This is a genomic window from Methanonatronarchaeum thermophilum (genome assembly GCF_002153915.1).
Lineage (GTDB): Archaea > Halobacteriota > Methanonatronarchaeia > Methanonatronarchaeales > Methanonatronarchaeaceae > Methanonatronarchaeum > Methanonatronarchaeum thermophilum.
Genome location: NZ_MRZU01000003.1, coordinates 267501 through 291500 on the forward strand (window position 1 = coordinate 267501; position 24000 = coordinate 291500).

Here is a 24000-nt window from a genome sequence, read left to right on the forward strand (position 1 = left end):
ACAATACTTGTTGCAATTATAGGAATAGCCGCAATAATTAGAGGGGGTAAAATGGTTGTAAGGTAATTGATTCTCATACTTTTTATAGATAAAGAGACCAAAAAATAGAATAATAAACTAAAGTAAGGGTTTTAAATTGGACGAGAAAACAAAACTAAAGTTTGGCATCGGTTGGATAATATTCCTATTCCTATTCATAATTGGATTTATAGCATTCATGTGGTTCGTAGCCCCACATTTATTTTGGGGCTAATTAACACACCCCCTTAAGAACCTAACCCTCAAAGATTCCATAAAAGAGTTAAATTGCCGAACAACAACGCAACAGAACCACCTACACTACACCAGAAACCATAAGAATACTCAAGATCTGCTGCATAGGGATGTGCCATCAACTCACTTAAATAACCAGAAAAAGAAAACAAACCATAAATAACTACAATAGTTCCTACAAGTATTGCCAAAGACCCAGCAGAACCTACTAAACCAGATTCAAAACTCAATAACGAGCCCACAAGTCCAAAAACTCCACCAATCAACACTACAATAGGATAAATAGTGCTATCTTCTGGAGCAGTATATAAATCCCAACCAGTCAAAGACTCTGTAACAAACCCAGCATCAACAGTAACCCATTCTAAAAAAACACCTGAAATAACAAATAAAGAACCAAACAAACCTAACAACACAAAAATATTGAAACTATCAGGTTTGGAACTATTTTCTGACATCCTTAAATAATAAAATAGAATTAAATAAATAACCTACCAACAAAACAAAACAAACCCCCACACCCATCTAGGTATACATGTATGAACACCCCCGTTATTTCCCATTTTTTCTAACAAAATAGTTGAGAAAACTACACAAAACAGTTTTTTTCACCGTATAAAACCCTGATAGATTTTAAATCAAAATTAAACGAAAGTTTTAAATTACTTTAGAAAATTATTTCATTTTAATGTCAATTATAAGAGATCTTATAAGTACAACAGGAAATATAGTTAAAGGATTTTTTTTGCTATTACTTGCTTTAGTTTTTTATGCTATCGGTGGAGGAATATTTTCTCAATCTACGGAGTTTGATTCTGGAATAATTTTTATAATCCTTTTGGTACTTACTGGTATTTTATTTATACTAGCATTAGCCGCAATGATTGTAGGAATAAAAACCATTCTAAGGGCATTTGAAAGAAAAAGATAAAAAAAGATAAAAGAGAAAGTTTCTAAAATCAAAATAGATTTTTCCTAAAAATGTAAACTATTTCTGGTTATTTACTTCCAACGGCATAACCTTTCCACAAAAACCCAGGGGCCTTAGTAAGTGCATAAGTAACAAAAGAGACCTCAGAGGAGAGGGAATATCTAAAAAGTTCACATCACCCTCAACCAGTATATCTAAAGAACTACCCTTCCCTCATAGAAAATCTAATATTCTATATATTAAAAAAATCTTCAGAGTAATAAAAAGATGAATAAATATATTAAATATAATCAACAAAGCGAACACTGAACGAATAAAGGAGAGTTTAAAATGGCTATATATGGAATAGGAGCTTATTGGGACGAAGATAAAAGCGAGGAATTCATAAACAATAATATAGCAAGTATAGGCTATAAAGAAAAACACGCACCATACATGTATGAACTAGCCAGAGAAATCGAATCAGGAGATATAATATTCATAAAATCATTCACACCAAAACAAGGACTAACAATAAAAGCAGTAGGAATAATCTTAGATAACCAAATAAACGACACAATAATTGGAAAAAAAGGATGGAACGTAAAATGGCTATGGACAGGAAAAGAAAAAATAGGAAAACCAAAAGATAAAATAAACGTTAGAATGATGACCCTATTCAAAGAAAAAAACCCCCAAGTAAAAAATACAATCATAAACAAAATAACATAAAAAAACATCCTCCCCCCTTCTTCACCCCCTCAAAACACCTCAAAAACCCTGACAAAGATATACATATTTATTCAAAAAAAAAATAAAAAGTGAATATGAATGCAAAATTGGATGACAAAGAATTCGATAAGTTACTTAAAATAAAGAAAAAGACATTATATGTTGAAGTTATAGCCCTCATTATTACTGCAATAGCCGCAGTCGCAGGTATACTTCTAGAATTGTTTCAACAGCCTTCATATCTAAACTTGATAGCAATTTCAGTATTCTTAATTGCATTTATCTTTTTATTATTTCACACTTCAAAAGAACGAAATAAAATTGACTGGATAAATGAGTTAAAAACTCTTCACACTGCCCGTGTACACTTAAAAGCTCTTGAAGAAGAGAAAAACTATCCTCAAAAAACTAAGAAAAATTAAATCTACATATTCAAGTAAGCTAAAAACACTATACTACGTAGCTTTACTTGAAGACAAAGAAAAGCTTTCAAAAGCCCTAAAAGAAGAAATAAAACAATTAAATTCAATCAAAGATGAAAAAGGTAAATAACTTTTGAAAAAACTCAGGTAAAATGGTTAAAATAATCTTCAAAAAGGAAAACCATACTTCAATACAGGATTTAAGAGAAGAATTAGAATTAATTTCAGAAATAAAACCAGATGCTATACTCCTCGAAGGAGAAGAAAATCAGAAGCAAAAAATAAGTTTAGTAGAAAAGTCACTCCTTTTACCATTCAACCTTTTTTCCTATTTCTTTGGTAATATTTGGGTTTCTAAAAAACCCGTAGAATATATGGCTAAAGCACTTGACATCCAACTATATAAAACAAGAGAAAACAACCTTAAACTCATTAAATTAATGTCAAAAACAAAAATGATAACCTACTTATCTTTCATCTTATTATCCTTATTTTTGATTCACTTAGCTTTATTATTACCAATATTTGGCACTAATCTCTCAATTGGTTTTTTATTGTTATTACTCGGCTTATTATCCCTAATTCTCCTTATTTTAATTCCCGCATTGAACTCTAAAAGAGATAAAGCTATCAAAAATAAGATTACTGATATAATTCAACAGGAAAATGAAACCATCTTAGTATTAATAGGTGAGGACCACGAAAAAGAAGTAAAAAATCTTTTAATTTCTGATCCCGAAATAAACATCAATAAAGAAGATATAGAAGTCAAAGAATCATTACAAAAAGGAAGTAAAGAAGCAATATTTAATTCAAAATGGTTAATTATGAAGAGTATAGGACTTGTGTTCTTTTTATATTATATTCATGTAGAAATTCTGAGAATTCTGATAATATAACCAACATAGCGATGGGAATTAGAAAAAACCTTCAAGTATTACTGCCTCTTTAGACATAAAAAAATAGATTTTGAGGTTTAAAGTAGAATATAAAGCAAAAAAAAGACAACCATAAAAAAAGAATCTAAAACTAAACGTTTTCTCCAAAACCACACCTAAAAAAACCATCCACCCCTCTTCTCCCCCTTCTCCCCTCTCTGAACATCTCTAAAACCCAGAAAAAACTCTAGATAACCATTGATGTCTATAAAAATGGAAAATTATTTGAATTAGTTTTTTAAAAATATTTATTGGAATGAAGTAGGATGGGTGGGGGAAGGTATTCTAAAGAAGAGCTTTTAGAACTGCTTCAAGAAAATTCTAATTTAACTCATAGTGACTAGAGAGAAAGAGATACCCTACCATCATTAGGTCCTTTGCAAAGACATTTTGGTAGTTGGAACGAAACTCGAGAAGCTGCAGGATTAGAATTAAGGTTTAAAAGATACTCAAAATTTTTAAGAATACATAAAATTCCATTATGGAGGCGCTAAGGTCGTCCTTGGTCCAGGTTTACAGCTCGAGAAAGAGAGTAATACGCCGGAATACTTAACAACAATGACACTATTATCAGAATCCAACCCCACAGTATCCAGTCAAGTGCTTGAAAATAACTCGCTAATAAAGCTCCCAGACCCACACCAAACAAGAATTTGGCGAAAATCGTAACAAAAACCACGGGAAAGCTCTGCTCACAAAATTTTTCAGTTAGTTCTTTCAAAAACAACCCCATATAGAAACTCCCCAAACAGTAATTTTAACGAACAATATAAAAATCTATGTATTTTTGTCCCCTACATCTCTACAATAACTGGTTCCAAGGCAACAACAACGCCAACCCATTTCTTTAGAAAACTTTTATAGGAATTTCATATTCTACACAGATCCTCTCAAAAATATAACTAATAAAACTAACAACGTAGTTCTAAAGACGAATAATAACTTTTGTAAGAATCCAGCTTGTGATGCAGAGATATATGATAAAGAGGGGAGAGTTTACAGTAAACCAACAAAAAACCAGGGACCCCAGCAATTTTATCGAGAACAAGGAAGAGAAGAAAACCACAACCAAAAATGAAAAAATAGATTGAAACTATTGTTTGACATTATTTCCACAATATTTGTAATTTTTGTTATAGTTTGAAGGGGTTTTGTTTGTAGTTTTTTATGTAGTTTTTGAATGTTTTTTCGGCTTGTTTGAAGTTTTTGACTTCTATTTGTTCTGTCATTATTTCTAGGTTGTTTAGTGGGTTGTTGTTGGGTATGTAGTCTTTTGTTATTATTTCTGCTTTTTTTTGTTTTCTTCTTTTTATGGCGTATCTTCCTTTTTCTATTTTTTCAAGGGTCCATTCTTCTTGTCTTCTTACTACTCCCATTAGTAGTCCTCCATTTGTTTTTTAACCTTGTAGTTTAGTTTGTTTCTGGATATTGCGTTTCTATCTGCTTTTCCATGGCAATTTCTACATAAAACAATTAAGTTTGAAGTATCGTTTGATCCGCCTTCGGCTCTCGGCTTGATATGATGGACCTCAGGATAATCCGTATGCTCCTCACACCACTCACACTTTTGATCTGCTCTCTCAAAATACAATTCATTCTTAAGATTTTCAGATGGTGGAGGCACCTTACTAGAAGAATCAGAATTCCCCCCACCAGTATCCTGCTTACTCCCCAACAACCAATTCACCGTATCCTTTACTCCCTCATTCTTAACATTATAATATATGTATCCCGTCATCCCAACTGCACCACCAAGAAAAATAAGACCTATCAGGGCTGTTAAATCAAACCCATCCATAGCCTGAAACATAACAAAAGCACCAATCAAAAAGAAAAGCAACAAACCAAGCGGCGGAAGACCTCTCCCATCATCACTCATCAAATATCACAATCAACAAAAAAATAACAAAACACAAAATATAAAACCATCGGAAAAATCCTACCTATCAATAAGATACATAAAAACCCTTTCGAATAGAAAAACAAGTAGATCGTATAGCCGATAGGTCTCTGAAGGTGGAAACAGTAATATCCAACAGGCAAAGAGACTTAACAAATCAAAGCGCACTTATAATATCCATAATAGCAATAGCATTTACAGCCATAGCAAATACAGTATCAATCATAATATAAAGCAACAAAAAAACAAGAAACTAATATAGGATTTAAATATCTACTACAACCAAATGTCTAGCATATAAAGGCATGTTTAAATCCAATTTTGTAATATAGATTTCTTAAAATTTTATTTAAAACTCTTTTTTTTGGCTTTTTTTGGAAAAAATTATATGAAAGTATGATTAGAAGGTTAAGAGGTTAGATAAATGGGCAGAGGGAGCCCAATAATAGAAATTTGTTTTTAATAATAGAAAATTAGTATTTAGAGTTTTTTAGAATTATTTTTGTTTCTGTCATAAGATTCTAAAGATTTTAATGGTTTCCGTTTTCATAGAAAAACGGAAGAAAAAGAGGTATATAATGGAAAAAATAGGCTATAAAACACAAAAACAACACCAAAAATTACCGAAATACCATAGAGAAACGGAAATACAACAAATGCTAGAAAAATCCGACCAAAACAACCAAAGAGACTACCTAATACTAAAAATCCTATGGAGCACCGGCCTACGAGGAAGCGAACTAACCTCATTACAAAAGAAAGATCTCGAGTTCAACGAAAAAAGAATAATAGTAAGGAATGGTAAGGGTGGGAAAGACAGAGTAGTACCAGTACCCCAGGAAATCAAGAACCTGTTGAAGATGTGGACAAACAACCTAAACAAAAATGACCATGTATTCGATATTTCATCACGGACACTAAGGAATATAGTTTATAAGTACGCTGAAAAATGTGATTTTACATCTAAGCCGCATAAATGGCGGCACAGCTTCGCAATCCACTGCCTCAAGAATGGAATGGACCTAAGGACTCTACAAAAGATACTGGGTCACACCTCACTTTCAACCACACAGATATACTTAGATGTAGTGGCTGAAGACGTACAAAAAGAGTATGAGAAAGTTTGGGGATGAGTGTACTTCAGTTTTATTAGGTTTCTGCTCAATTTGTCTTTTAAATTGGCTATTGAGCTCTTTTTCTGTCTCTTAGTTTAGTTATAGCTCTTCGAAGATCAGAACGCCAAACCCAACCCAATATTATTTTATTTTTTAAGTTGCTTTGTTAAGTTGTGTTCTAAGGGTTGTTTCTTTTAGGTTGTGTTAATTAGATTGTGTTTCTTTACACATACTCGTATAATTTTTAATTTAGTTATTTTTCTTCTGCTTTCCAAGTAGCCTTTAAAACTCCTGGAACTCCTACTTCTACACCGAATGTATTTTTGAATGTTTTCTCGTCTTCTATTGTTTTAATGCCTTTTGAAGTCAGTCCCTCGATCCAAAAATCATGTAGTTTTCCTTGGGGGTCAAGCAAGCTTGCTTTAATGATTTTTTCGTCATAAAGATATTTGACTGCACGGTTTACTCTGCCTGGTTCCCACTCAAAAGTATCATTAATGTCCTGTGGGTCGATGTAAATCTCGTTTTTTTCTTTGTATCTTTTATATACATATCCAAGAAGCTCTACCGAGTCTTCTTTGATTCCCATTAAACATTAACCTCCTAAGGCGTGGCCTTTCTTCTAAGCCTTCGTTTTTACATCATAAATTATAGTGTTATATGGGTAATTTATCAGGAAGAAAAAATACTGGGTAGATCACCCCGTAAGTTTGAACTAACAAACAAGTAGTAGTTCAGGGAAAATATGTTTATTATGTTATTTAAATAGTGTGGACCAATAAACCAGAAACACAAAAATAAAGTTCTATATATGAATTGGCTTAAGAGTTGTATCTGGTTGGGTTTTTATCCGTTTTTTTAAATAAAAAATAGGTTAGTCTAAATATAATTAAGTTGAAGTAGGTTGGTTGAATCTTGTTTTAAAACACCAAAATATCGTTCTATACATACTATACTAGGGTAGCACCCCTTATTCTGAGTTGTGTTGTTGGTTCTTTAGTTGGTGTTTTTTAGAGTAAAATTTCATTCCTAGTATATAAAGTAAAGGTATGTGTATCCCTTTAGCTTTAGTGAAAAAAATGCAAATACTTTGATTGAGGGATAAAGATATGAAGAAATACCACGGAACCCCTACCCTTAGAAACCTAAGATGGAAGAAACACTCAAGTGAAGAGGGAAAAGTACACCTAATCTATCTAAATATAAGCAACAAATACAAAAACGAATATGAACCATACCCAACACTCTGTGGACAAAAATATGATGGATTCAACAACCTAAGAGAGATAAAGCAAACCAACGCCACATACATAATGGACAACCTCTGCAAAAGATGTAAAACAAAACTAAAAAATATGAACCAAGAAACACACCAAGAAATAGAGATCATTGCTGAAAACAACAGAAACCACCCCGATAGAATATAAACAAAGTAAAAAATCTGAGATCAAGAATTTTTTTTATAAATACATTTGAATTAAAGATTAAAGATAATAAAATTAGATATAAATTGTAGAGGTTGTTATGTTTATAATCGATTTTTTGGGAGTAATGATTGAATCAATAGTTAATAATCCTCTTGCTGCTGTAACCGCTTTAGCCACTCTGTTTTATGCTTCTGTTTTATTTTGGGAGCGATGGACAGACAAGCCTGATTTAAAAATAAAAGAGATTTCACTTGAAATGTTGGAGAACAAAGGCCATATATCAGTACATATTGATAACGAGGGTCGTAGAACGGCTAATGATGCTCTTGGTTATTTGGAAGTACTTGATGAAAACGATGATAATGTAGAATTGAATCATCCAGACTTTCGGGAAGTGTCAAAAAAGAAAATCTCTATGATTTGGGTTCCAAATATGATTGGAACTAGGAAAGCGTATAAAGGAGAGATTGGTGACAAGGATGTGAAAATAAAAGAACCATGGAAAGTATATCCTGAACTAACTAAAACCGATATTGGGGCAGGCGGCCACGGTTTTCTTAGATTATCAAGGCCACTGGGAGCGGGTCTATTAGACGTTTTTGAAAACTTGGAGGATGGGAACAAATATCGTTTTAAAGTGACAGTTAGAACAGCTAAATCAAAAGATGAAAAAACCAAAGAGGCGGTTTACCCTAATGATTTTCAAAAGACCTATTTCTTTGATTAAACAAAATTTTCTTAATACTTTATAGAGATAGTTATGGTCTACCTTGCAGTTTAATTATAGATAATTTAAATAACTTGAAATATGGTTAAAAAACCAATCACTGGATAATGGGGCGATGTTCATGTTTCTTGTGCCGTTTTCATGTATACTTATCAATGTCCAGACTGCCAAAGAGCGGTAAATAAAGCAGATACAAGAGACCATAGACAAGAGACAGAGGGAAAAAGGGAACATATTGGTATTGGTGTAGGGGCTGCAAACAATTTCTTAAACTCACAGAATAGCTAGATAAAATAGCATAATACGAACTAGAATCCATATTATTAGTTTAATGATAACTAGAAAATTATCGACATAATGGACCATCTTGTAAAAAAACTATAATTCCACCGATTTACTATACAATTGATTTATTAGACAAATGAAACACCGAATAGTGAACTTATCGATAAGAAATGATTTAGCTCACACCTATTATATTGTAAAATTCTAGAAAGGGGGAAGGAAAAAAATTAAAAAGAATTTGAAAATCTTCATCCGGAAAACAACAGAAAGAAAAAAACTAGAACAAAAACTAATACAAAAAACCTACCAAACAAAAAATAAACCCAAAAAAATGGAAAAAGAAATGAAAAAAGAAAAACAACTCCAAAAAACTGGAAATGCACTACAAACCCTATTCAAAAAAGACAAATTCCTACTAAAAGAAAAAACAAACGAAAGAACCATAACACACAAACTAGCCAGCCACCTACAAAAAGAATTCACAAATTACAATGTAGATGTAGAATATAACAAAATGACAGAAAATAGAGAACAAACAACTAAAAAAATAAAAATAAACAAACAAACCGAAGAACAAGAAAATTGTTGGGGCGAAATAAAAATTGACGATACAGATGCAAAAACAGTCTACCCAGACATAATAATACACAAAAGAAACACCGATACTAACTTAATAGTAATTGAAGTAAAAAAATCAAACAACCCAAACAAAAAATGCGACATAGCAAAACTCCAAGCATACAAAAATGATTTAGAATATACTTCATGCATCTTCTTAAAACTCAAAGTAGGAAAAGAAAAAGAAAAAAACACCGATTATATAGAAGAAGCAATTGAAATAAAAAAAGGAAAAAGTGAAAAGTGTAAAGAAGATATAACAGACAGAATTAAATCAAAAATCTAATTTTTTTAAAAAAAAGATAATAAATAAAAAGCTAAATAAAAAGCCTGGGTTTATATAAAAAAAGAAAAGCAAATAGCTTATCTGGTTCTTAAGATCTTTTTTACTTTTACCCAAAATTTCCATGTTTTGGTGAATTTAAATAAACATATCTTAATAAAAAATCTTAATTCTTGACTCTAATAAAAAAGGGGAAGTGAGTGAGGGTCTATTACTCAACTGTTACCCATGCTTGCTCTGTATCTTCAGGCATCTCTATGTTATTTATAGTGGTGGCATCCCACCATGCATTAACATCGGCATCAACGCCAGGAGAGCCTATTGTAACAGTTGCATATCCGTCTTCATCGAAGTCAAGTCGTTCTGAAGGGCCAGATGCTCTGTCACCCGGTGTTTCACCGAATTCATCTCAAAAAGTTGTTACTGCATAGTCATGTGATTCTTCACCAGCAAGCCCTGGATTATATACTGTTAGCTTGAATGGATCCTCAAGATTTAGTTCTTCAAGCGCATCGTATTGTGTTTCACTTATGTTTCCAAATTCGTTGACTGGTATTTCTTCTCCTTCAGGCTCGAAAATATCTATGGTGAATGGTAGGTTTGCATTGGCATGGTCTGGTACATTTTCAGTTGCGTTCTGGTTTTCATTTCCAGGATGTTCTGGATCTTCTAACGGATGGCTGTCTTGTCCCGATACTTCTTTATCGGTTGCTGGTGTGTCTGGTGCCTGGTTGTTCTGCTCTGCTTGGGAGTTGTCAGCTGGTATTGCCGCTACAGCACCGGCAGAAAGAACCAATAAAAAAACCAACACAACACCAAAAATCAGATTTCTCCTCATAAATAACACTACATATAATAGACTTGGTATATAACAAAGAAGTTTTCGGAACCCAATTTATAACATTTTCTTATCCAGATTAATAATAAATCTAACACTCTAAGTCAGAATATAAAAAGTTTATCGTTTAAAAAAGCTAAAGATAGAAAACCCGTTTTTACTTATATATCTTACATTGTCCATAAAAGGGAGAATTTACAAACAAAATATGTAGAGGGCTAAAATTAGTATTAAATGAATTTGTTTTTTAGTATGCTATTTATGATATGCTTAAGATAGTATGCTTAAGATAGTATGCTTGATTTGGGTTTTTTTGGTTTGGGTTATGTTTCTCCGTAGAGGAGTTCTGCTTGTTCTACTATTGGGTTTACTAGTGGTTCGTATTCTTTGTGGGTGAATCCTTCGGTTCTTAGTATTTTTTTGACTTCTGATTTCATTTTTGCTTTTATTTCGTCTCTTGATGTCCAGTCTATGTCTGTTTTGTCTTTTAGTCTGTTTTTTATTTTTGTGGCTATTTCGGTTAGTTTTTCTTGCTCTATGTTTTTTTCTGTGTTTGAGTTTATGGCGTCGTAGAATGCTAGTTCGTCTCCTGTTAGGTCGAGTTCTTTTGTTCTTGTTTCTTCTTGTTGTATTTCGTTTGCGTAGTTTTGGAGTTCTTTTATGACTTCTTGTGTTGACATTACTTTTTTGTTGTATTTGCTGATTGTTTCTTCTAGTTTTTTTTCGAATGATTCGTATTTGGCTAGGTTTTGTTTTTTTCTTGAGTTTATTTCGTTTCTTAGTAATCTTTCGAGCATTCTGAGTTGTAGGTTTTCAAATTCTATTTCTTCGACATCCTGCATGAACTCTTTACTTAGTACTGCTTGTTCGTTTTCCCATTTTGCTAGGCCTGTTACTTCTATTATGTCTTCTACTGTTACTCCCTCGGATACCAGTTCTTTCATTACTGAGTCTATTTGTTCATATGTTTTTTCTCTCTTTGGTGTTAGGATGTTGTTTAGGCTTTTTTTAAGTGCTCTGAAGAATACTACGTCTGATTCTATTTTTATAGCTTCTTTGTTAGGGCTTACTAGTGAAAATACTTTGTTTAGTTCTGCTACTGTATTCATGAAGTTCTCTGTTTTTTGTTCTGTTTCCAGTATTTCGTTTTGAGCTTTGTTGAATAGTCTTTGAAGTTCTAATCCTTCTTTTTCTTGCCAGTTCTTGAAATCGGTTTCTTTTAAGAAGTTTTTTGTTTTGTTGTGTTTTTGGTGCATTATTTTGATTGCTCGGTCTAGGTCTTCCATGGCTGTTTCTTGTATGTTTTTGGTGTATTTGTCTAGGGCTTTTTTTAGGTTGTCGGCTATGCCGATGTAATCTACTATTAGTCCACCGCTTTTATCTTTATATGTCCTGTTAACTCTTCCGACAGCTTGCAGTAGATTATGGTTTTTCATTGGTCTATCGATATACATTGTATGTAGGGGTGGGCAGTCGAAACCGGTTGTCCACTTATCATGGACAACAATTAGTTTTAAAGGGTCTTCTGGGTCTTTGAACCTGGTTTTTAGGTCATTTTCATCTTTATATTCATCTAGGTATTCCCCTGGATCTGTTATGACAACATCTACCTCAGGGGCTTCATCTATTTCTTCAATGTATTTTTTGTATTTGACGGCTGATTTTCTGCTGATAGCTAGAATTATTCCTTTTCCTTCAATTGGACGGCCGTTGAAATGGTTAACTATGTCTTGGGCAATTGTTTTCAGTCTTTCGTCGTTGTTTTCGATGATTTTTCTTAATCTAGTCCATTTTTGGACCATTTCGTTCTTTAGGTCTTCGGAACCGGCTTCCAATAGTTCTTTTGATTTTTTTTCTATTCTGTCGTTTCTGAGTTTTAGTTTGGCTAATCTGCTTTCGTAGTATATTGGTACGGTGGAGCCGTCTTCTTCTGATTGGTCTATTGTGTATTGGCTTATGTATTCTCCAAATGTGGTTAGGCATGATCGGTCTTCTTTTTCTATTGGTGTTGCTGTGAATCCTAGGAAGGATGCGTTGGGGAGGGCTCTTCTTAGGTTTCTCCCTAGTTTTTTGAATTGTGAGCGGTGGGCTTCATCTGCTATTACAATGACATTGCTATTTCTATTTACTGTGGGGAATTTTTCTTCTGATGTTTCGTGGTATCTTTCTTTTTTTGTCTGGAATTTCTGTATTGTTGTGAATATTAGTCCGCCGTACTGTCTATCCAGTTTTTCTCTCAGGTCAGTGATGTTTTGAGCCCATTCGGTTCTGTATCCCACGTTTGTGAATGTTCTGTGTAGTTGGTCGTCTAGGCTTGTTCTGTCTGTAACAAAGACAAAAGTTGGGTTTCCAAGTTCTCTTGTGTTTCTGGTTTTTTTGGTGTAGAAAACCATTGTATATGATTTTCCAGAGCCCTGTGTATGCCAGACTAAACCAATTTTATTACGGTCGTTGTTTGGTACTGTGTTTTTAGTGGTTTCAACTGCTTTTTTTACGGCATAATATTGGTGGTAAGCACTCAAGACTTTATTCAACCTACCTTCCTTTTCATTAAAAACAATAAAATTCTCTATTAAATCAATCAATCTATTTTTACTAAATACTCCTCTAATCAGTGTTTCAGCTTCAGAATACTCTGGTCTTTTGTCTCCTTCTTCTTCTATGTATTTCCAGGGCTGGAACCATTCCCAATCAGCTTCCAAACAACCGATTCTAGCGTTATTTTCATCTAAAACTACGATGAATTCGTTATAGTTGAATAAATCCGGGATATCATTCTTATATTTTTCAGTTACCTGTTCGTAGGCTTTTTTAATAGATGTGGTAGTGCTAGTAGGATCTTTATTCTCTAAGATAGCTATAGGTAGGCCGTTAACAAAAACCAGTATATCAGGAATTCTTCTAGGGTTATCTCCAATCTTGATTGAGAACTGGTTAGTAACCAAGAAATCATTATTACCTGGATCTTCAAAATCAATTACCTTGACTTTATCACCAATCTCCTCCCCTCCTCTTTCATAAACAACATCTATACCCTCAACCAAATTCTCATGAAACTCCCTGTTATTTTTAATCAACTTAGGAGAACCATACCCAAGCAATTCAGAAACAGCAGTATCAATAACATCCTCAGGTATATGACTATTGAACTCAACCAACTTCCTTCTTAATCTGTCCCTTAAGACAACATCGGAAAAAGAACCTCTTTCAGAACTCTCTCCTGCAGGACTAATCTCCCCACCTTCCCTATATTCATAACCTAAATCCTCAAAAACCTCTATAGCAGGTCTTTCAGAAAGAGACCACTCACTCAAACTCAATATCATCCACCCTAATTTCACCAGACATCAACTTAGGAAGCAAAGTATCTCTTATTCTCATCAGCTTTTCATTTTCTTTTTTTAATGATAATATGCGTTCAAAATACATTTCAACATTTTTCTCAAATTTCTGTAGATACTCTATAGGAGGGACAGGAATTTGTCTACTCTTAATTGCTTCTTGTGTTATCATTGGATGAGAAGAGCCTTGGTTAATCTTTTTAAGTCCTAATCTTTTTAATAAGAAGTAAATGTAATTAAACCCTACTTTTTCTTTTGGTTTAGCAATTATACAATTATCACTTATCCATGCCTCTTCCTCGACTCTATGAATTTCCCCTATCGAACCAACCCGTCCGATTGTTATACATCTTTCTTTAACATTTTTTTCATTTGTTTTATTAATTTGACCATTTGCTCCATAAACTGGATATTTTCCGTCTTTACTTTGTTTTTCCTTTTTGATATATTTGCCATTTCTTAGAGTAAGTAATTCTTTTATATTTCCTACTTCGAATTCCTTGGGTATTTTTCCTATTTCTGAGTCTTTAAATTCTTCGTAGGGCTCAAAATCAACAAACCAATGTTTAAAGATAGTTTGAGCTATCTCTTCAAGAAGCTGATTTATATTGTTATTAACTTCTATTTTCTTATCTAAACTTCCTAGTATATATCCAATTTTCTTTTGCTGTCTATAAGAATGAGTTTTAAGTTTGATATCCCCAAACTTTGATTTAGAAAGGATTGGTTGAGCGGAGCCTCCGGCATAATTTTTTAATTTCTTTTTGTTATTAAGGAGGTTATAATATACATACCAAGTATCGTGTTCATCTGATGTGATTAATGAGTTAATTTGTTGATTAGTCAAACATTTTTTCTTTGAAATTGCTACTTCTCCAAGTTTGGCTCCAATACATGTAACCATGATAGATTTTTTAGGTATTAATTTGTTTTTACCCACTTTTTCAAGTCCTTTTTGAGTAATGGTTTTCTCTGTATCTTCTATTATAGTTCCTTTGTTGATGTCTTTCGCTCTCACAAATGGAATATCGCCTCCATAATTTTCTGGTTCATTGGTTGAGGGAGTGTTTCCCGTAATAATTTCCCCTAATTCTTTTATTTTTAATTTTTCAGTAGATTTTTTGTTATTATCCTTTTTATCCGAGGGATCTTTATACTCTTCAAGTTCTTTTTGTTTTGTCAAAATCCTAGCCTCTCTAGGTTTGTTTCTATTTGTTTTTGTAGTTGGTTTGATTTTTTGAATTGTTCTCTTAGTTCGCTTGTTAGTTTTTCCATTTTTATGTCGTATGGTATGTCGTCTTCGTTGTTTTCTTTTATTCCTACGTATCGGCCTGGGGTGATTATGTAGTTGTTTTCGGCTATTTCTTGTGTTGTAGTTATTTTGCAGAATCCTTTTTCGTCTTCGTATTCTCCAGCTGTTTCTTCTCCTCGGTAGGCTCTTACTTTGTTGGCTATTTTGTCTATATGTTCTTTTTTGAGTGTGTTTTGTGTTTTGTCTATGCTTTTGTAGTGTTCTCTTGCGTCTATGAAGAGTGTTTCTTTGGGTCTATCTCTGTATTTGTCTGTTTCTTTTCCTTTTGCGAATATCCATATGCAGGCTGGGATGCTTGTTGTGTAGAATAGTTCTTTTGGTAGTGCTATTACTGTGTCTAGTAAGTCGTTTTGTATTATTTTTTTGCGTATTTCTCCCTGTTTGTTTTGTACTGACATTGAGCCGTTGGCCATTACTGTTCCGGCTAATCCGTCTTCTTTTAGGTGGTGTAGTATGTGTTGGATGAATGCGAAGTTTGCGTTGTTTGAGGGGGGGGATTCCGTATTTGAATCTTGGGTCGTCGTCGGATATTGTTTGTTTTCCCCATTCGCTCATGTTGAATGGTGGGTTTGTTATTATTTTATCAGCTTTCAGGCCTCTATGTTGGTTGTCTCTTATAGTGTCACCTAGTTTTATTTTTCCTTCTAGACCCCGTAGTAGTAGGTTCATTTTGCAGATTCTTAGTGTTGGTTCTTTTATTTCCTGTCCATAGATGGATATGTTTGTTTCTTCTCCGTCATGGTTTTTCAGGAATTTGTAGCTTTGTACAAACATTCCTCCAGAGCCACAGAAGGGGTCGAATATTCTTCCTTCATATGGCTCCAGAATCTCTACTAATAATTCGACTACGGATTTAGGGGTGTAGAACTCTCCTCCTTTCTGCCCTCCCTCTTTGGCAAATTTGTAGATAAAGTACTCGTATACTCTACCAAAAAGGTCTCTATCTACTTTATCTTCTCCATTATCATTTTCATGTAGATCTATGTTTGCAAATAATTCAAGCAGGTTTTTAAGTGCTTCGTGAGGTATGCTTGACCTGGAGTAATCCTTTAATAATAAGCCCTTAAGCCTTGGGTTTTCTTTTTCAATTTTACGCATTGCTTCATCGATTTTCTTACCAATATCTGGTTCATTAGCGTTTTCAACTAGATAACTCCATCTTGCTTCCTCAGGAATGAAAAAAATGTTTTCACGCTTATATTCAGTCTTATCGCTCAGTATATACTGCCTCTCATCCTCATTATCCCCACAATAATACTCTGAATCAGAATCCCGAGTTTTCTCCAACAATACCTTTCTTCTCTTCTCAAAAGAATCAGACATATACTTCAAAAACAATAATCCCAAAACGATGTGCTTGTACTCAGATGCTTCAACAGGCCCTCTAAGCTGCTCAGCCGACTTCCACAACTTCTTCTCCAACTCACCGTTATTACGCTTCAAAGACATTACAAAAACATTACCAACACTAAGACTTTAAATTTACCTTACAACCAATAAAAAATAAAAACAAAATAAAAAACCAAGTTTAAACAGCCTAAAAGAAACTATCAACAGAATTATTGAAAAACTGAACGTATAAGAGTAACCTATATTAATAGATATAATCATCATTGGAGCAATACTAATTATTGGTGGGGCATTAAGTGCCGGAATAATAAAGCTGATGCTTAAAATTCATAAATGGCGGCACAGCTTCGCAATCCACTGTTTAAAGAATGGAATGGATCTCCGGAAACTTCAGAAGATACTGGATCACACCTCGCTTTCAACCACACAGATATACTTAGATGTAGTAGCTCAAGACATACAAAGGAAATATGAAAAAATATGGAATTAAAAAATTAACAATAAAGTCCTTTAGATTAAATAAGGAGAGATGGATTTTCTATAAAAATTGCTTTTATTCTTGATGGATCTAAATATATAATTTACTTTCAAGTATAAAAAATCAGAACCTAATTAGGATTAAGCATGGAGAAATCGGAAGAAAATAAAATCCTTTCGGATTTGGATAGGAAAAGAGGTAATATAACTCAAGTTGATTTTGAAATAGCTTTTGCAGCTTTAATCGCAACTTTAGTTCTATCAATACCTCATTTTTCAGGTTTTTCTAATTTTATATCAGTTTTAGCAGTTTTAATATTACTAATTACTCTATTACGGAGAATGGCCATTGTCAATGAGGAGTTTAATTCTAGCAACTTTATGAACTATTCTTTAATTTTAATTGATTTGATTACTTTTGCTTCAGTTATATATCTAATTTGGTTTTTAAGTACACCTATATCAAGTTATTTTGGCTTTAATACTCAAAATCAAGTCCTAATTTTTATTTTAATTTTATTTTACTCGTCGCCTATATTTTTCGTTTATGAAGCTAAATTTAAGGATTTTTTCTATAATATGGGTATACTTTTGAATAGAAAGATCCAAGAAAATAACGAAGAAGAATCTATTTCTAAAGCAAATAGATTTGTTTTATCAGCCGTTTTATCGGCCTTTAAAATTTCTGCAAGAGATTCATTTCCAGAAGAAGTGCAAAAACTGATTAATGAATTAAAAAAAGAAAACTTAAAACCTTTCCCAGTATTTCTTGATAATCCTAAAGATTTCTATTCTTTAGAAACATACAAGGGTAAAAACTTAAAGAAGTTAGTAATAGTTCTTTTAATACTATTTTCGCCTTTATTGATTATTGTATTAATTTGGAATTTTATAATAACTTCTTTCCCCATATTAGGTTTTATAATATTACTTATTATTCTATCATGGCCTCTATTGTTGTTTTCTAATTTAATTAGTTTTTTATTCTTAAGGTATGGATATAATGATTTTGAAGAAGTAGGAGTACACATATTCAGAAAATGGATATATTATGATATCTTCTTATCTGGATTAATAATATATCTAATACTCTAAGTCAGAATATAAAATCTTTATCGTTTAAAAAAGGTAGCGAACAGAATCCTTTTTTTATTTATATACTCCTATGTGTTCAAAAAAGGGAGCTTTCTTAAACAAACTTAGAATTATTTTAGCGCTATTAGCATTGAGATAAATAAATTTAAATTTTAAGAAAAAATAAGAGTTTAAAATGTATAAAATCGGTTAGTTATTTTTAAATTAGTTTTATTTTGGTTATAATTTTTATTAAACTTGTTTTTGATTGATATTGTGGGTTTATAATTTTTTTAATATAATTTTAATTTTTTTAAACGTCGAAAACATTTATGTTGGAGGCGTAACATTGTTACTATTGGGTTTGATATTTATGCCTACTTTAAGAATATCTGAGAAAACTAAGGAAGCGCTTGGAGAAATTTTCCCTGCATTTAACACTGGTGATGACATGGTACAGGAATTGATAAAAGAAGCTGGTTATGAAGATCTACTAGAAGAAGAAAAATGTTTTTTCGTAAACTCAAACAAACCCCATCTCCCTGATGATGGAACTAAAATCTACAAAAATGATGTAGTGATAACTCATGGACCCAAAAAATATGGAGAAAAATTAGGAAGGCTTCAAAAAGGAGATTATGTTATCTCTTATATAACAGGAATAGGTGCAAGAGCATTAGGAAAAGTGAAGAAAGAATGGAATGGAAATGCAGTTGAAGACAGAGAACAAATCTATGAGCAAGAAAACAACGAGTATCAAGTCAAGGTCAATTGGAAAATAATTTTAACAGAAGAAGAAAGCCTCTCACCCCAGGAGCTAAGGGAAACTATAGGCTGGAAACCAAGCCAAGCAGTACAAAAAATCTCAAACGAAAAAGAAAAAGAAAAAATAATCAAAGCATTCAAAAACAAAATCTAAATCTCACATTGCAGCTGAATAAAAGTAAAAAAGGGCTTCAGGTATAAAGATATTAAAAATAAATCAAAAAAATTTATAGAATAGGATAATAATATTCCAGAAAATGAAAAAGTATTTCGAAATTATTGATGAACTTAAAGATGTTAAAAATCGAGCTGAATTAGAAGATAAGGTTTTATTACTTCCTAGTGAAAAATACGAAGAAGACTATATTTATGAAAGTGGTGTATTTGCAGTCCAAAAGGTACTGGAATTAAACAACATCAATTGTGAATTGGCTATAACTCGAGAAGATAAAAAGGTTGCGGTAGAGCGTTCTGCAGGCGTTGAAATTCCAAGTATTCTTTTGTTTTATTGGTTTTGGGAAAACAAGGAGATTATATTTTTTATTTTGGAGAAAATTGCTGAGTATTACATTCAGAGAGCCCATAGAGAAATTGAAATTGAAGTTTATCAGGAAACTTCTAATGGAGATTATAAGAGGTTTTCTTATAAAGGGCATCCTAAGGATCTTCCAAACTCATTAATGCAAAAGATGAATAAAGCTTTAGAAGATGGTGATTCAGTGGATGAATGAGAGAATTGGCGATGTTTTGTCGGATTTTGAAGATATAATAAGTCGAGCACAAGTGCTAACTTTTCTACCTCGTGATTCTGACCTTCAAGAAAACTCAGTTAATGAATTAAAAGACTATATAAAACGTTTAAATTTTGCTCAAGAATTAGCAGTTAAGAACAAGGATGAAGATATGGCAAATAAGATTCTTGCAGTTAGATGTGGTTGTCGTGCGATTCGATCCGAGCTTGATATGTGGTTATCTTTAAAATCAGAAGAGTGGATTGAATCTTGGGGTAGTCTAGTTGATGCTCAAGATTTTTTAAGATCTGCCCAATCTGCACACAAGATGATGAGAAAGCCAAATATACAGAACATGCAGGATAAGTATAGATGGGTAGAAAAGTTCGTATTTCCACCACAAACATATTTAAGCCCTGGTTTTGTTGTAAAAAAGTTCGTTTGTTCGATTTGTGGAGAAGACTATGAAAAATGCGATCATATAGAGGGTTTGCCATACTGGGGTAAATTTTGTAATAGAATCATAGCTGATATTGAAAAAGTGCAGGAGATATCCGTAGTTGAAGAGCCAAAAGATAAAGGTTGTCGAATAATTCATTTTACAACTGAAGAGGGGTTAGTAAGAAATAAAATGACTTGGAAAACTTATGACCCAGAAGAAATCCAAAACTTCCCAGAGTTTGAAACAGGAGAAAAAATCTTTACAGGTATTGTCATGAAGCCCAATGGGACTTATGGAAGAACTCAAAAAATGCAAGAAAAAAGAGGCTAGCCTGATTCTAACACATTAACTTATTCATTATTTTTTTTAAACTAACGATTTTCAGATAAACTGATATCAAAAGGAAGAGGAATATATCTAAGAATTTCTTTATTAAGATATTTTTTTATATTTATGCAAGTTTAGATTAGTAAATATAAAATTAAAGAATAAGATGTATCACCTGATTTGATTATTCAAACATTGATTTTTAATCTATTTAATCTACTAATTGAGCATACGATATTTTTAATCAGGACAATTTGGTAGTTCTCCTAAGTTATCAGATAATTTATCGTTTCTATCAGTTCTTATGTATTCGCCTTCAACTGTATGAACTTCATTACCAGCTACCCATTCTTTATTATTTAAATATGCAGTTTTTATTACCTTGTTCTTTTCATCAATATCCAAAATAACTTCTTTTTTCGTTTTTTTAGTCTCGATCCATTTATCTAATTTTTTCCCTACCCCGACATTAGAAATATTTTCTCCTCGGTGTTCTTGAATGCATTTTATATAATAATCCACCATTTTAGGCCACCATTAAATAACTTTAGTTAACTTTTTAAACCTATATTTAAGTATTTTTGGATTTTTCACAAATATATTTCTCTCTAATAATCCTTGAATTAGAAACTATATTCTTCCATTTATAATTTTATTTGTCTTGATGTATTGTTTGAAGTTTTTATTCCTTTATTAGTCTTTCTACGGCTATTTTTATTATTTTACTTCTGTTTCATAAGAATCCTCTAGCTGTTTTATAAATCCAGTAATTACTATATCATCTTTATCTCTTAATTCCGCACTAAAAATTTCTCTGGCCTTGTCAATTTTGTGGTGAAGTGCCTCCTCGAATAAAATCTCATCGATTTTATCCTTTTTTACATCATCTCTATTTAAAATTTTTTCAGCAATTTTTGCCCCTTGAATTTTTTTCTCTTTTATTTCTTTGTCATTTCCCTCTGGTGGTTTATTTTTTTTATTCATTTTATCAATCATCAATCTTATATTGATAATTAATATTATTTTTGAAAAAGTTTTTTAATTAAATTAAGAAAAACCTACGATAAAAGAGAATCCCCAATTAATCAGGAGAGATGTTTCTAGAACCATCATCAGTGGTAACATGTTTCAAGAAATTAAGAATATAAATATAAAAAAACGTTTATAAATACTCTTGCAAATGGATTTTATTTCTAAATCTCATAAATGGCTGCATAGCTATGCAATTTACTGGTTGAAAAATAGAATGGATTTTAGGTCTTTGCAAAAAATATTAGGTCAAAGCTCGTTATCAACTACACAAGTATATATGTAGTAGCTGAAGACATCCAAATAGGATACCCAAAAATCTGGGATTAGATAATTGGAGTTAAGTTGATGCTTCGAAAGATGCTAAGTTGGGATAAACCACAATGGACACTTTTTATTGTAGCTTTGTTTTTAATAATACAATTTTTGATTGGCCGCACTCCTGCCGAAGACCATATTATAGCTTTATTATCTGCTTTGATTACTGCTAAAGCTGCGATATTTGCCATTATCTTTTCAGTAACTTTTCTTGGAGTTAAATCATTAACAAAATACTCTATAAAATTGAATTGGATTTTTTCTGAAAATCCTGAACTTAAAAAAATGACATGGATATTTTGTCTGGCGATTTTTATAGATGTTATAATAATTTTAGGAACAGATCTCTATTCAGAATTTATTATTTCACTTCTTACATTATTAGCGGTTCTTCTTACTATTGCGTTTATTTGGAGTGTTTATGATTATACTAAGAATAGTTTATGGAGAATTACGCCAATTGGTATATTAAAATCTCATGAAAACAAATCTATTGATAGTTATATTGATGAGATAAAAGCTAACAGTAATGAAGATATGGGGTTTCATCCGTTAGATGGATTATATGAAATGATGATGTCTTCTTTATCTTCAAAGGAAATTTCTACAACTAAAAATGCAATTAAAACCTATAAAAAAATAGTAAACGATATACTTTATAGTCAAAAATCTGATGATGAATTAATAGAGGAAATTTTTAAAGCAAACCATTTGAAAAGGATTACAATTTATTCTGATTATTCTGAAGAGCTTGAATTAGCTAGAAATAGCATTGATTCAATTTATGAGATAGGTGAAATAGGTATCGAAACAAACAATAAGATTACAAAGGAGTCCTTTAAAATATTGGATGAAGTTTTTAAAGAACTCAGAGAGGCTAATCCAAACACTATAACAATTAAGCATTGTTTAAATCGGAAAAATGATTTACTTAAAAAAGCAGCCAGAGACAACCAACAGTCATGTATAAATAAACTACTTTACAGTGACATACAGATTGAAAAGCTCTATAAATTAAGGAGACAAACAGAAAAACCATGGATCTACAAGGAAATACTAATAGACTACTTATCAGTCCTTGAAACAGTTCAAGAGAACTTCTTAAAAAATAACAAAGATGAAATATTAAAAACCGGAAAACAAAAATTTAAAAAACCTATACCTAATTCAAAACTACCTAAAACTATAGAAACAGCTATAGAAATACATGAAGCAATATTTGGCTTAACAATATATTCAATGAGGTATATTGATTCAGGGTCAGAACCACCAGTTGATTGGGGCAATTTCACTAAATTTTGGAAAAGAATCTCTGTACAAGCCAGTAAGCACCCCAATTATGCAGAACCAATATTTGAATCATTAATTGAAACCACTTATATCCTACATATCATGAATGAAACAGGTAAAATTGATGAAGATACCTACAATATCTGGGTTTATAACATCTCTAGAATTAAAAAAGAACTAAAAGAAGCACAAGTCACCTCTGAACCAGATTTAATCAGCAAAACCATAAAACAAATTAAAAAAAGGGATAATAAAAAATATAACAAATATATAAAATATCAACCAAAATTAGAGAAAACAACACACGGAATTATTTTCGGTCGTGAGTGGGGTAGACCTATTAATTTGGAAAGTTGGATAGTAAAAATAGAAAAAAAGATAAATAAGAGATACGAGGAAATCAAATAAACTTAATACCGATATTATTTTATTCTTATTTTGATTTTATGATTAAGGTTGTTTTGAAGGGTGAAACCCACATAAGTAGAAAAGATCTTAAAGAAGAAATTAGGCTATTAGATGAGGGTTTTGATAAGTTAGTGCTTGAGGGCTCTGAATCAAGAGAAAAAATACAGTTAGTTAATTTCTGGTTTAAGCTCTCTTTTTTCTTATTGAGAACTATTTTAGTGAGATTATTTTACACTAAAAAAATTGAGTTATTAGAGAAAGCAAAAGAAAAGGAAATAGAGGTCTTTAGAACAAGAAAATCTAATTATGAAATTGTTGAGAACACACCGTTTTTAGTTAAGATTTTAAGTCAATAGGTTTCTGCATTATTCATCATATTAGCATTATATTATTTCTACCTAAATATTGTATTTACAGGCATTTTAGGAGTTTTATATATTTTAGCTGCAATTTTTGTCATCTATGTTGGATTAATATCACCGATTGTTTTTGTTAGGCTATACAACACATATTTTTTAAATGATATCCTAAATCGAGATAAAATAATTGCAGATAAAATTGTTTCCATCGCTGAAGAAGGAGATAAAATCTTAGTTATAGTAGGAAAGGCTCATGTTAATGGAATCGAAAAAAACCTACCAAATAACTACTCAGTGACAAAAAATCTA

26 protein-coding genes and 2 pseudogenes (1 of these 28 cut by a window edge) are annotated in these 24000 nt (G+C 32.0%); 17 read left to right on the top strand and 11 right to left on the bottom strand.

What is annotated here, in order from left to right:
• A protein-coding gene (locus AMET1_RS02630) for a hypothetical protein (RefSeq protein ID WP_086636930.1) crosses the window boundary here: on the top strand, positions 1–66 show its final stretch. It extends 129 nt beyond the left edge of the window; the window shows 66 of its 195 coding nt (coding positions 130–195); its start codon lies off the left edge, out of view; the stop codon is at positions 64–66.
• Between the two features lie 215 nt (positions 67–281).
• Here the strand turns inward: AMET1_RS02630 and AMET1_RS07770 are convergent, their stop codons facing one another.
• On the bottom strand, positions 282–731 hold the full coding sequence (locus AMET1_RS07770; protein ID WP_143406816.1) for a hypothetical protein: 450 nt from the start codon (positions 729–731) through the stop codon (positions 282–284).
• Between the two features lie 230 nt (positions 732–961).
• Here AMET1_RS07770 and AMET1_RS02645 point away from each other — a divergent pair, with 230 nt between their 5' ends.
• The 5 genes and pseudogenes from AMET1_RS02645 to AMET1_RS08125 form a co-directional block, all read left to right on the top strand.
• Complete coding sequence (locus AMET1_RS02645) at positions 962–1204, top strand: DUF6095 family protein (RefSeq protein ID WP_086636933.1); 243 nt, start codon at positions 962–964, stop codon at positions 1202–1204.
• A gap of 330 nt (positions 1205–1534) precedes the next feature.
• Positions 1535–1915 carry a hypothetical protein gene (locus AMET1_RS02650; protein ID WP_086636934.1) on the top strand — a complete coding sequence of 127 codons (381 nt, stop codon included), beginning with the start codon at positions 1535–1537 and terminating at the stop codon, positions 1913–1915.
• A 95-nt stretch (positions 1916–2010) separates the two neighbouring features.
• A complete protein-coding gene (locus AMET1_RS02655) occupies positions 2011–2337 on the top strand; it encodes a hypothetical protein (protein WP_086636935.1) in 327 nt (108 codons plus the stop codon).
• Between the two features lie 152 nt (positions 2338–2489).
• Positions 2490–3236 (top strand): hypothetical protein, encoded by a 747-nt coding sequence (locus AMET1_RS02660; RefSeq protein ID WP_086636936.1) that lies wholly within the window; start codon positions 2490–2492, stop codon positions 3234–3236.
• A 404-nt stretch (positions 3237–3640) separates the two neighbouring features.
• A pseudogene (locus tag AMET1_RS08125) lies at positions 3641–3769 on the top strand (hypothetical protein); the annotation flags it as partial.
• Between the two features lie 639 nt (positions 3770–4408).
• On the opposite strand, the gene AMET1_RS02670 reads toward AMET1_RS08125, so the two are convergent.
• Positions 4409–4651 carry a hypothetical protein gene (locus AMET1_RS02670; RefSeq protein ID WP_086636938.1) on the bottom strand — a complete coding sequence of 81 codons (243 nt, stop codon included), beginning with the start codon at positions 4649–4651 and terminating at the stop codon, positions 4409–4411.
• A complete protein-coding gene (locus AMET1_RS02675) occupies positions 4651–5154 on the bottom strand; it encodes an HNH endonuclease (protein WP_201721247.1) in 504 nt (167 codons plus the stop codon). The genes AMET1_RS02670 and AMET1_RS02675 overlap by 1 nt, the downstream gene beginning before the upstream one ends.
• 599 nt (positions 5155–5753) lie before the next feature.
• Between AMET1_RS02675 and AMET1_RS02680 the strand changes: the two genes are divergently transcribed.
• The gene (locus tag AMET1_RS02680; protein WP_161490733.1) at positions 5754–6308 is read left to right on the top strand and encodes a tyrosine-type recombinase/integrase; all 555 of its coding nucleotides are present in this window, start codon (positions 5754–5756) and stop codon (positions 6306–6308) included.
• A gap of 235 nt (positions 6309–6543) precedes the next feature.
• Here AMET1_RS02680 and AMET1_RS02685 read toward each other — a convergent pair whose 3' ends face one another.
• Positions 6544–6879, bottom strand: coding sequence for a hypothetical protein (locus AMET1_RS02685; RefSeq protein ID WP_086636940.1), 336 nt, complete (start codon positions 6877–6879; stop codon positions 6544–6546).
• Positions 6880–7399: 520 nt separating this feature from the next.
• On the opposite strand from AMET1_RS02685, the gene AMET1_RS02690 reads away from it, so the two are divergent.
• The 3 genes from AMET1_RS02690 to AMET1_RS02700 all read left to right on the top strand — a co-directional run bounded on the left by AMET1_RS02690 (position 7400) and on the right by AMET1_RS02700 (position 9633).
• Positions 7400–7717: a hypothetical protein gene (locus AMET1_RS02690; RefSeq protein ID WP_086636941.1), complete on the top strand. Its 318-nt coding sequence runs from the start codon at positions 7400–7402 to the stop codon at positions 7715–7717.
• Positions 7718–7814: 97 nt separating this feature from the next.
• A complete protein-coding gene (locus AMET1_RS02695) occupies positions 7815–8444 on the top strand; it encodes a hypothetical protein (protein ID WP_086636942.1) in 630 nt (209 codons plus the stop codon).
• 523 nt (positions 8445–8967) lie between these two features.
• A complete protein-coding gene (locus AMET1_RS02700) occupies positions 8968–9633 on the top strand; it encodes a hypothetical protein (RefSeq protein WP_086636943.1) in 666 nt (221 codons plus the stop codon).
• A gap of 406 nt (positions 9634–10039) precedes the next feature.
• Here AMET1_RS02700 and AMET1_RS02705 read toward each other — a convergent pair whose 3' ends face one another.
• The 5 genes and pseudogenes from AMET1_RS02705 to AMET1_RS02720 form a co-directional block, all read right to left on the bottom strand.
• Positions 10040–10468, bottom strand: coding sequence for a hypothetical protein (locus tag AMET1_RS02705; RefSeq protein WP_143406817.1), 429 nt, complete (start codon positions 10466–10468; stop codon positions 10040–10042).
• Between the two features lie 323 nt (positions 10469–10791).
• A complete protein-coding gene (locus AMET1_RS02710; protein WP_201721248.1) occupies positions 10792–13788 on the bottom strand; it encodes a type I restriction endonuclease subunit R in 2997 nt (998 codons plus the stop codon).
• Entirely contained in the window at positions 13775–14992 is a 1218-nt protein-coding gene (locus tag AMET1_RS02715; protein WP_086636946.1) for a restriction endonuclease subunit S, read from the bottom strand. The genes AMET1_RS02710 and AMET1_RS02715 overlap by 14 nt, the downstream gene beginning before the upstream one ends.
• Positions 14989–15585: an N-6 DNA methylase gene (locus AMET1_RS08040; protein ID WP_330848014.1), complete on the bottom strand. Its 597-nt coding sequence runs from the start codon at positions 15583–15585 to the stop codon at positions 14989–14991. The genes AMET1_RS02715 and AMET1_RS08040 overlap by 4 nt, the downstream gene beginning before the upstream one ends.
• A gap of 73 nt (positions 15586–15658) precedes the next feature.
• Positions 15659–16570 (bottom strand): annotated as a pseudogene (locus AMET1_RS02720) (type I restriction-modification system subunit M); the annotation flags it as partial.
• Between the two features lie 217 nt (positions 16571–16787).
• Here AMET1_RS02720 and AMET1_RS08105 point away from each other — a divergent pair.
• The 5 genes from AMET1_RS08105 (at position 16788) to AMET1_RS02745 (ending at position 20290) form a co-directional block, all read left to right on the top strand.
• Positions 16788–16961, top strand: coding sequence for a tyrosine-type recombinase/integrase (locus tag AMET1_RS08105; protein ID WP_086636947.1), 174 nt, complete (start codon positions 16788–16790; stop codon positions 16959–16961).
• A 134-nt stretch (positions 16962–17095) separates the two neighbouring features.
• Complete coding sequence (locus AMET1_RS02730) at positions 17096–18043, top strand: hypothetical protein (protein WP_086636948.1); 948 nt, start codon at positions 17096–17098, stop codon at positions 18041–18043.
• A gap of 352 nt (positions 18044–18395) precedes the next feature.
• Complete coding sequence (locus AMET1_RS02735; RefSeq protein WP_086636949.1) at positions 18396–18941, top strand: hypothetical protein; 546 nt, start codon at positions 18396–18398, stop codon at positions 18939–18941.
• 103 nt (positions 18942–19044) lie between these two features.
• The gene (locus AMET1_RS02740; protein WP_086636950.1) at positions 19045–19518 is read left to right on the top strand and encodes a hypothetical protein; all 474 of its coding nucleotides are present in this window, start codon (positions 19045–19047) and stop codon (positions 19516–19518) included.
• Complete coding sequence (locus tag AMET1_RS02745; protein ID WP_086636951.1) at positions 19511–20290, top strand: hypothetical protein; 780 nt, start codon at positions 19511–19513, stop codon at positions 20288–20290. The genes AMET1_RS02740 and AMET1_RS02745 overlap by 8 nt, the downstream gene beginning before the upstream one ends.
• Before the next feature lie 237 nt (positions 20291–20527).
• Here AMET1_RS02745 and AMET1_RS02750 read toward each other — a convergent pair whose 3' ends face one another.
• Both AMET1_RS02750 and AMET1_RS02755 read right to left on the bottom strand, forming a co-directional pair.
• Positions 20528–20812, bottom strand: a complete 285-nt coding sequence (locus AMET1_RS02750; RefSeq protein WP_086636952.1) for a DUF3892 domain-containing protein — start codon at positions 20810–20812, stop codon at positions 20528–20530.
• Positions 20813–21004: 192 nt separating this feature from the next.
• Positions 21005–21283 carry a hypothetical protein gene (locus AMET1_RS02755; protein WP_143406818.1) on the bottom strand — a complete coding sequence of 93 codons (279 nt, stop codon included), beginning with the start codon at positions 21281–21283 and terminating at the stop codon, positions 21005–21007.
• 381 nt (positions 21284–21664) lie between these two features.
• Here AMET1_RS02755 and AMET1_RS02760 point away from each other — a divergent pair, with 381 nt between their 5' ends.
• Together AMET1_RS02760 and AMET1_RS02765 are read left to right on the top strand one after the other, a co-directional pair.
• Entirely contained in the window at positions 21665–23332 is a 1668-nt protein-coding gene (locus AMET1_RS02760) for a hypothetical protein (RefSeq protein ID WP_086636954.1), read from the top strand.
• Positions 23333–23385: 53 nt separating this feature from the next.
• The gene (locus AMET1_RS02765; RefSeq protein WP_143406820.1) at positions 23386–23688 is read left to right on the top strand and encodes a hypothetical protein; all 303 of its coding nucleotides are present in this window, start codon (positions 23386–23388) and stop codon (positions 23686–23688) included.
• Positions 23689–24000 lie beyond the last annotated feature (312 nt).

Coding starts and splice junctions, on each gene's coding strand:
- AMET1_RS07770 (WP_143406816.1), bottom strand. CDS start 731: ATGTCAGAAAATAGTTCCAAACCTGATAGTTTCAATATTTTTGTGTTG.
- AMET1_RS02645 (WP_086636933.1), top strand. CDS start 962: ATGTCAATTATAAGAGATCTTATAAGTACAACAGGAAATATAGTTAAA.
- AMET1_RS02650 (WP_086636934.1), top strand. CDS start 1,535: ATGGCTATATATGGAATAGGAGCTTATTGGGACGAAGATAAAAGCGAG.
- AMET1_RS02655 (WP_086636935.1), top strand. CDS start 2,011: ATGAATGCAAAATTGGATGACAAAGAATTCGATAAGTTACTTAAAATA.
- AMET1_RS02660 (WP_086636936.1), top strand. CDS start 2,490: ATGGTTAAAATAATCTTCAAAAAGGAAAACCATACTTCAATACAGGAT.
- AMET1_RS02670 (WP_086636938.1), bottom strand. CDS start 4,651: ATGGGAGTAGTAAGAAGACAAGAAGAATGGACCCTTGAAAAAATAGAA.
- AMET1_RS02675 (WP_201721247.1), bottom strand. CDS start 5,154: ATGAGTGATGATGGGAGAGGTCTTCCGCCGCTTGGTTTGTTGCTTTTC.
- AMET1_RS02680 (WP_161490733.1), top strand. CDS start 5,754: ATGGAAAAAATAGGCTATAAAACACAAAAACAACACCAAAAATTACCG.
- AMET1_RS02685 (WP_086636940.1), bottom strand. CDS start 6,879: ATGGGAATCAAAGAAGACTCGGTAGAGCTTCTTGGATATGTATATAAA.
- AMET1_RS02690 (WP_086636941.1), top strand. CDS start 7,400: ATGAAGAAATACCACGGAACCCCTACCCTTAGAAACCTAAGATGGAAG.
- AMET1_RS02695 (WP_086636942.1), top strand. CDS start 7,815: ATGTTTATAATCGATTTTTTGGGAGTAATGATTGAATCAATAGTTAAT.
- AMET1_RS02705 (WP_143406817.1), bottom strand. CDS start 10,468: ATGAGGAGAAATCTGATTTTTGGTGTTGTGTTGGTTTTTTTATTGGTT.
- AMET1_RS08105 (WP_086636947.1), top strand. CDS start 16,788: ATGCTTAAAATTCATAAATGGCGGCACAGCTTCGCAATCCACTGTTTA.
- AMET1_RS02730 (WP_086636948.1), top strand. CDS start 17,096: ATGGAGAAATCGGAAGAAAATAAAATCCTTTCGGATTTGGATAGGAAA.
- AMET1_RS02735 (WP_086636949.1), top strand. CDS start 18,396: ATGCCTACTTTAAGAATATCTGAGAAAACTAAGGAAGCGCTTGGAGAA.
- AMET1_RS02740 (WP_086636950.1), top strand. CDS start 19,045: ATGAAAAAGTATTTCGAAATTATTGATGAACTTAAAGATGTTAAAAAT.
- AMET1_RS02745 (WP_086636951.1), top strand. CDS start 19,511: ATGAATGAGAGAATTGGCGATGTTTTGTCGGATTTTGAAGATATAATA.
- AMET1_RS02750 (WP_086636952.1), bottom strand. CDS start 20,812: ATGGTGGATTATTATATAAAATGCATTCAAGAACACCGAGGAGAAAAT.
- AMET1_RS02755 (WP_143406818.1), bottom strand. CDS start 21,283: ATGATTGATAAAATGAATAAAAAAAATAAACCACCAGAGGGAAATGAC.
- AMET1_RS02760 (WP_086636954.1), top strand. CDS start 21,665: ATGCTTCGAAAGATGCTAAGTTGGGATAAACCACAATGGACACTTTTT.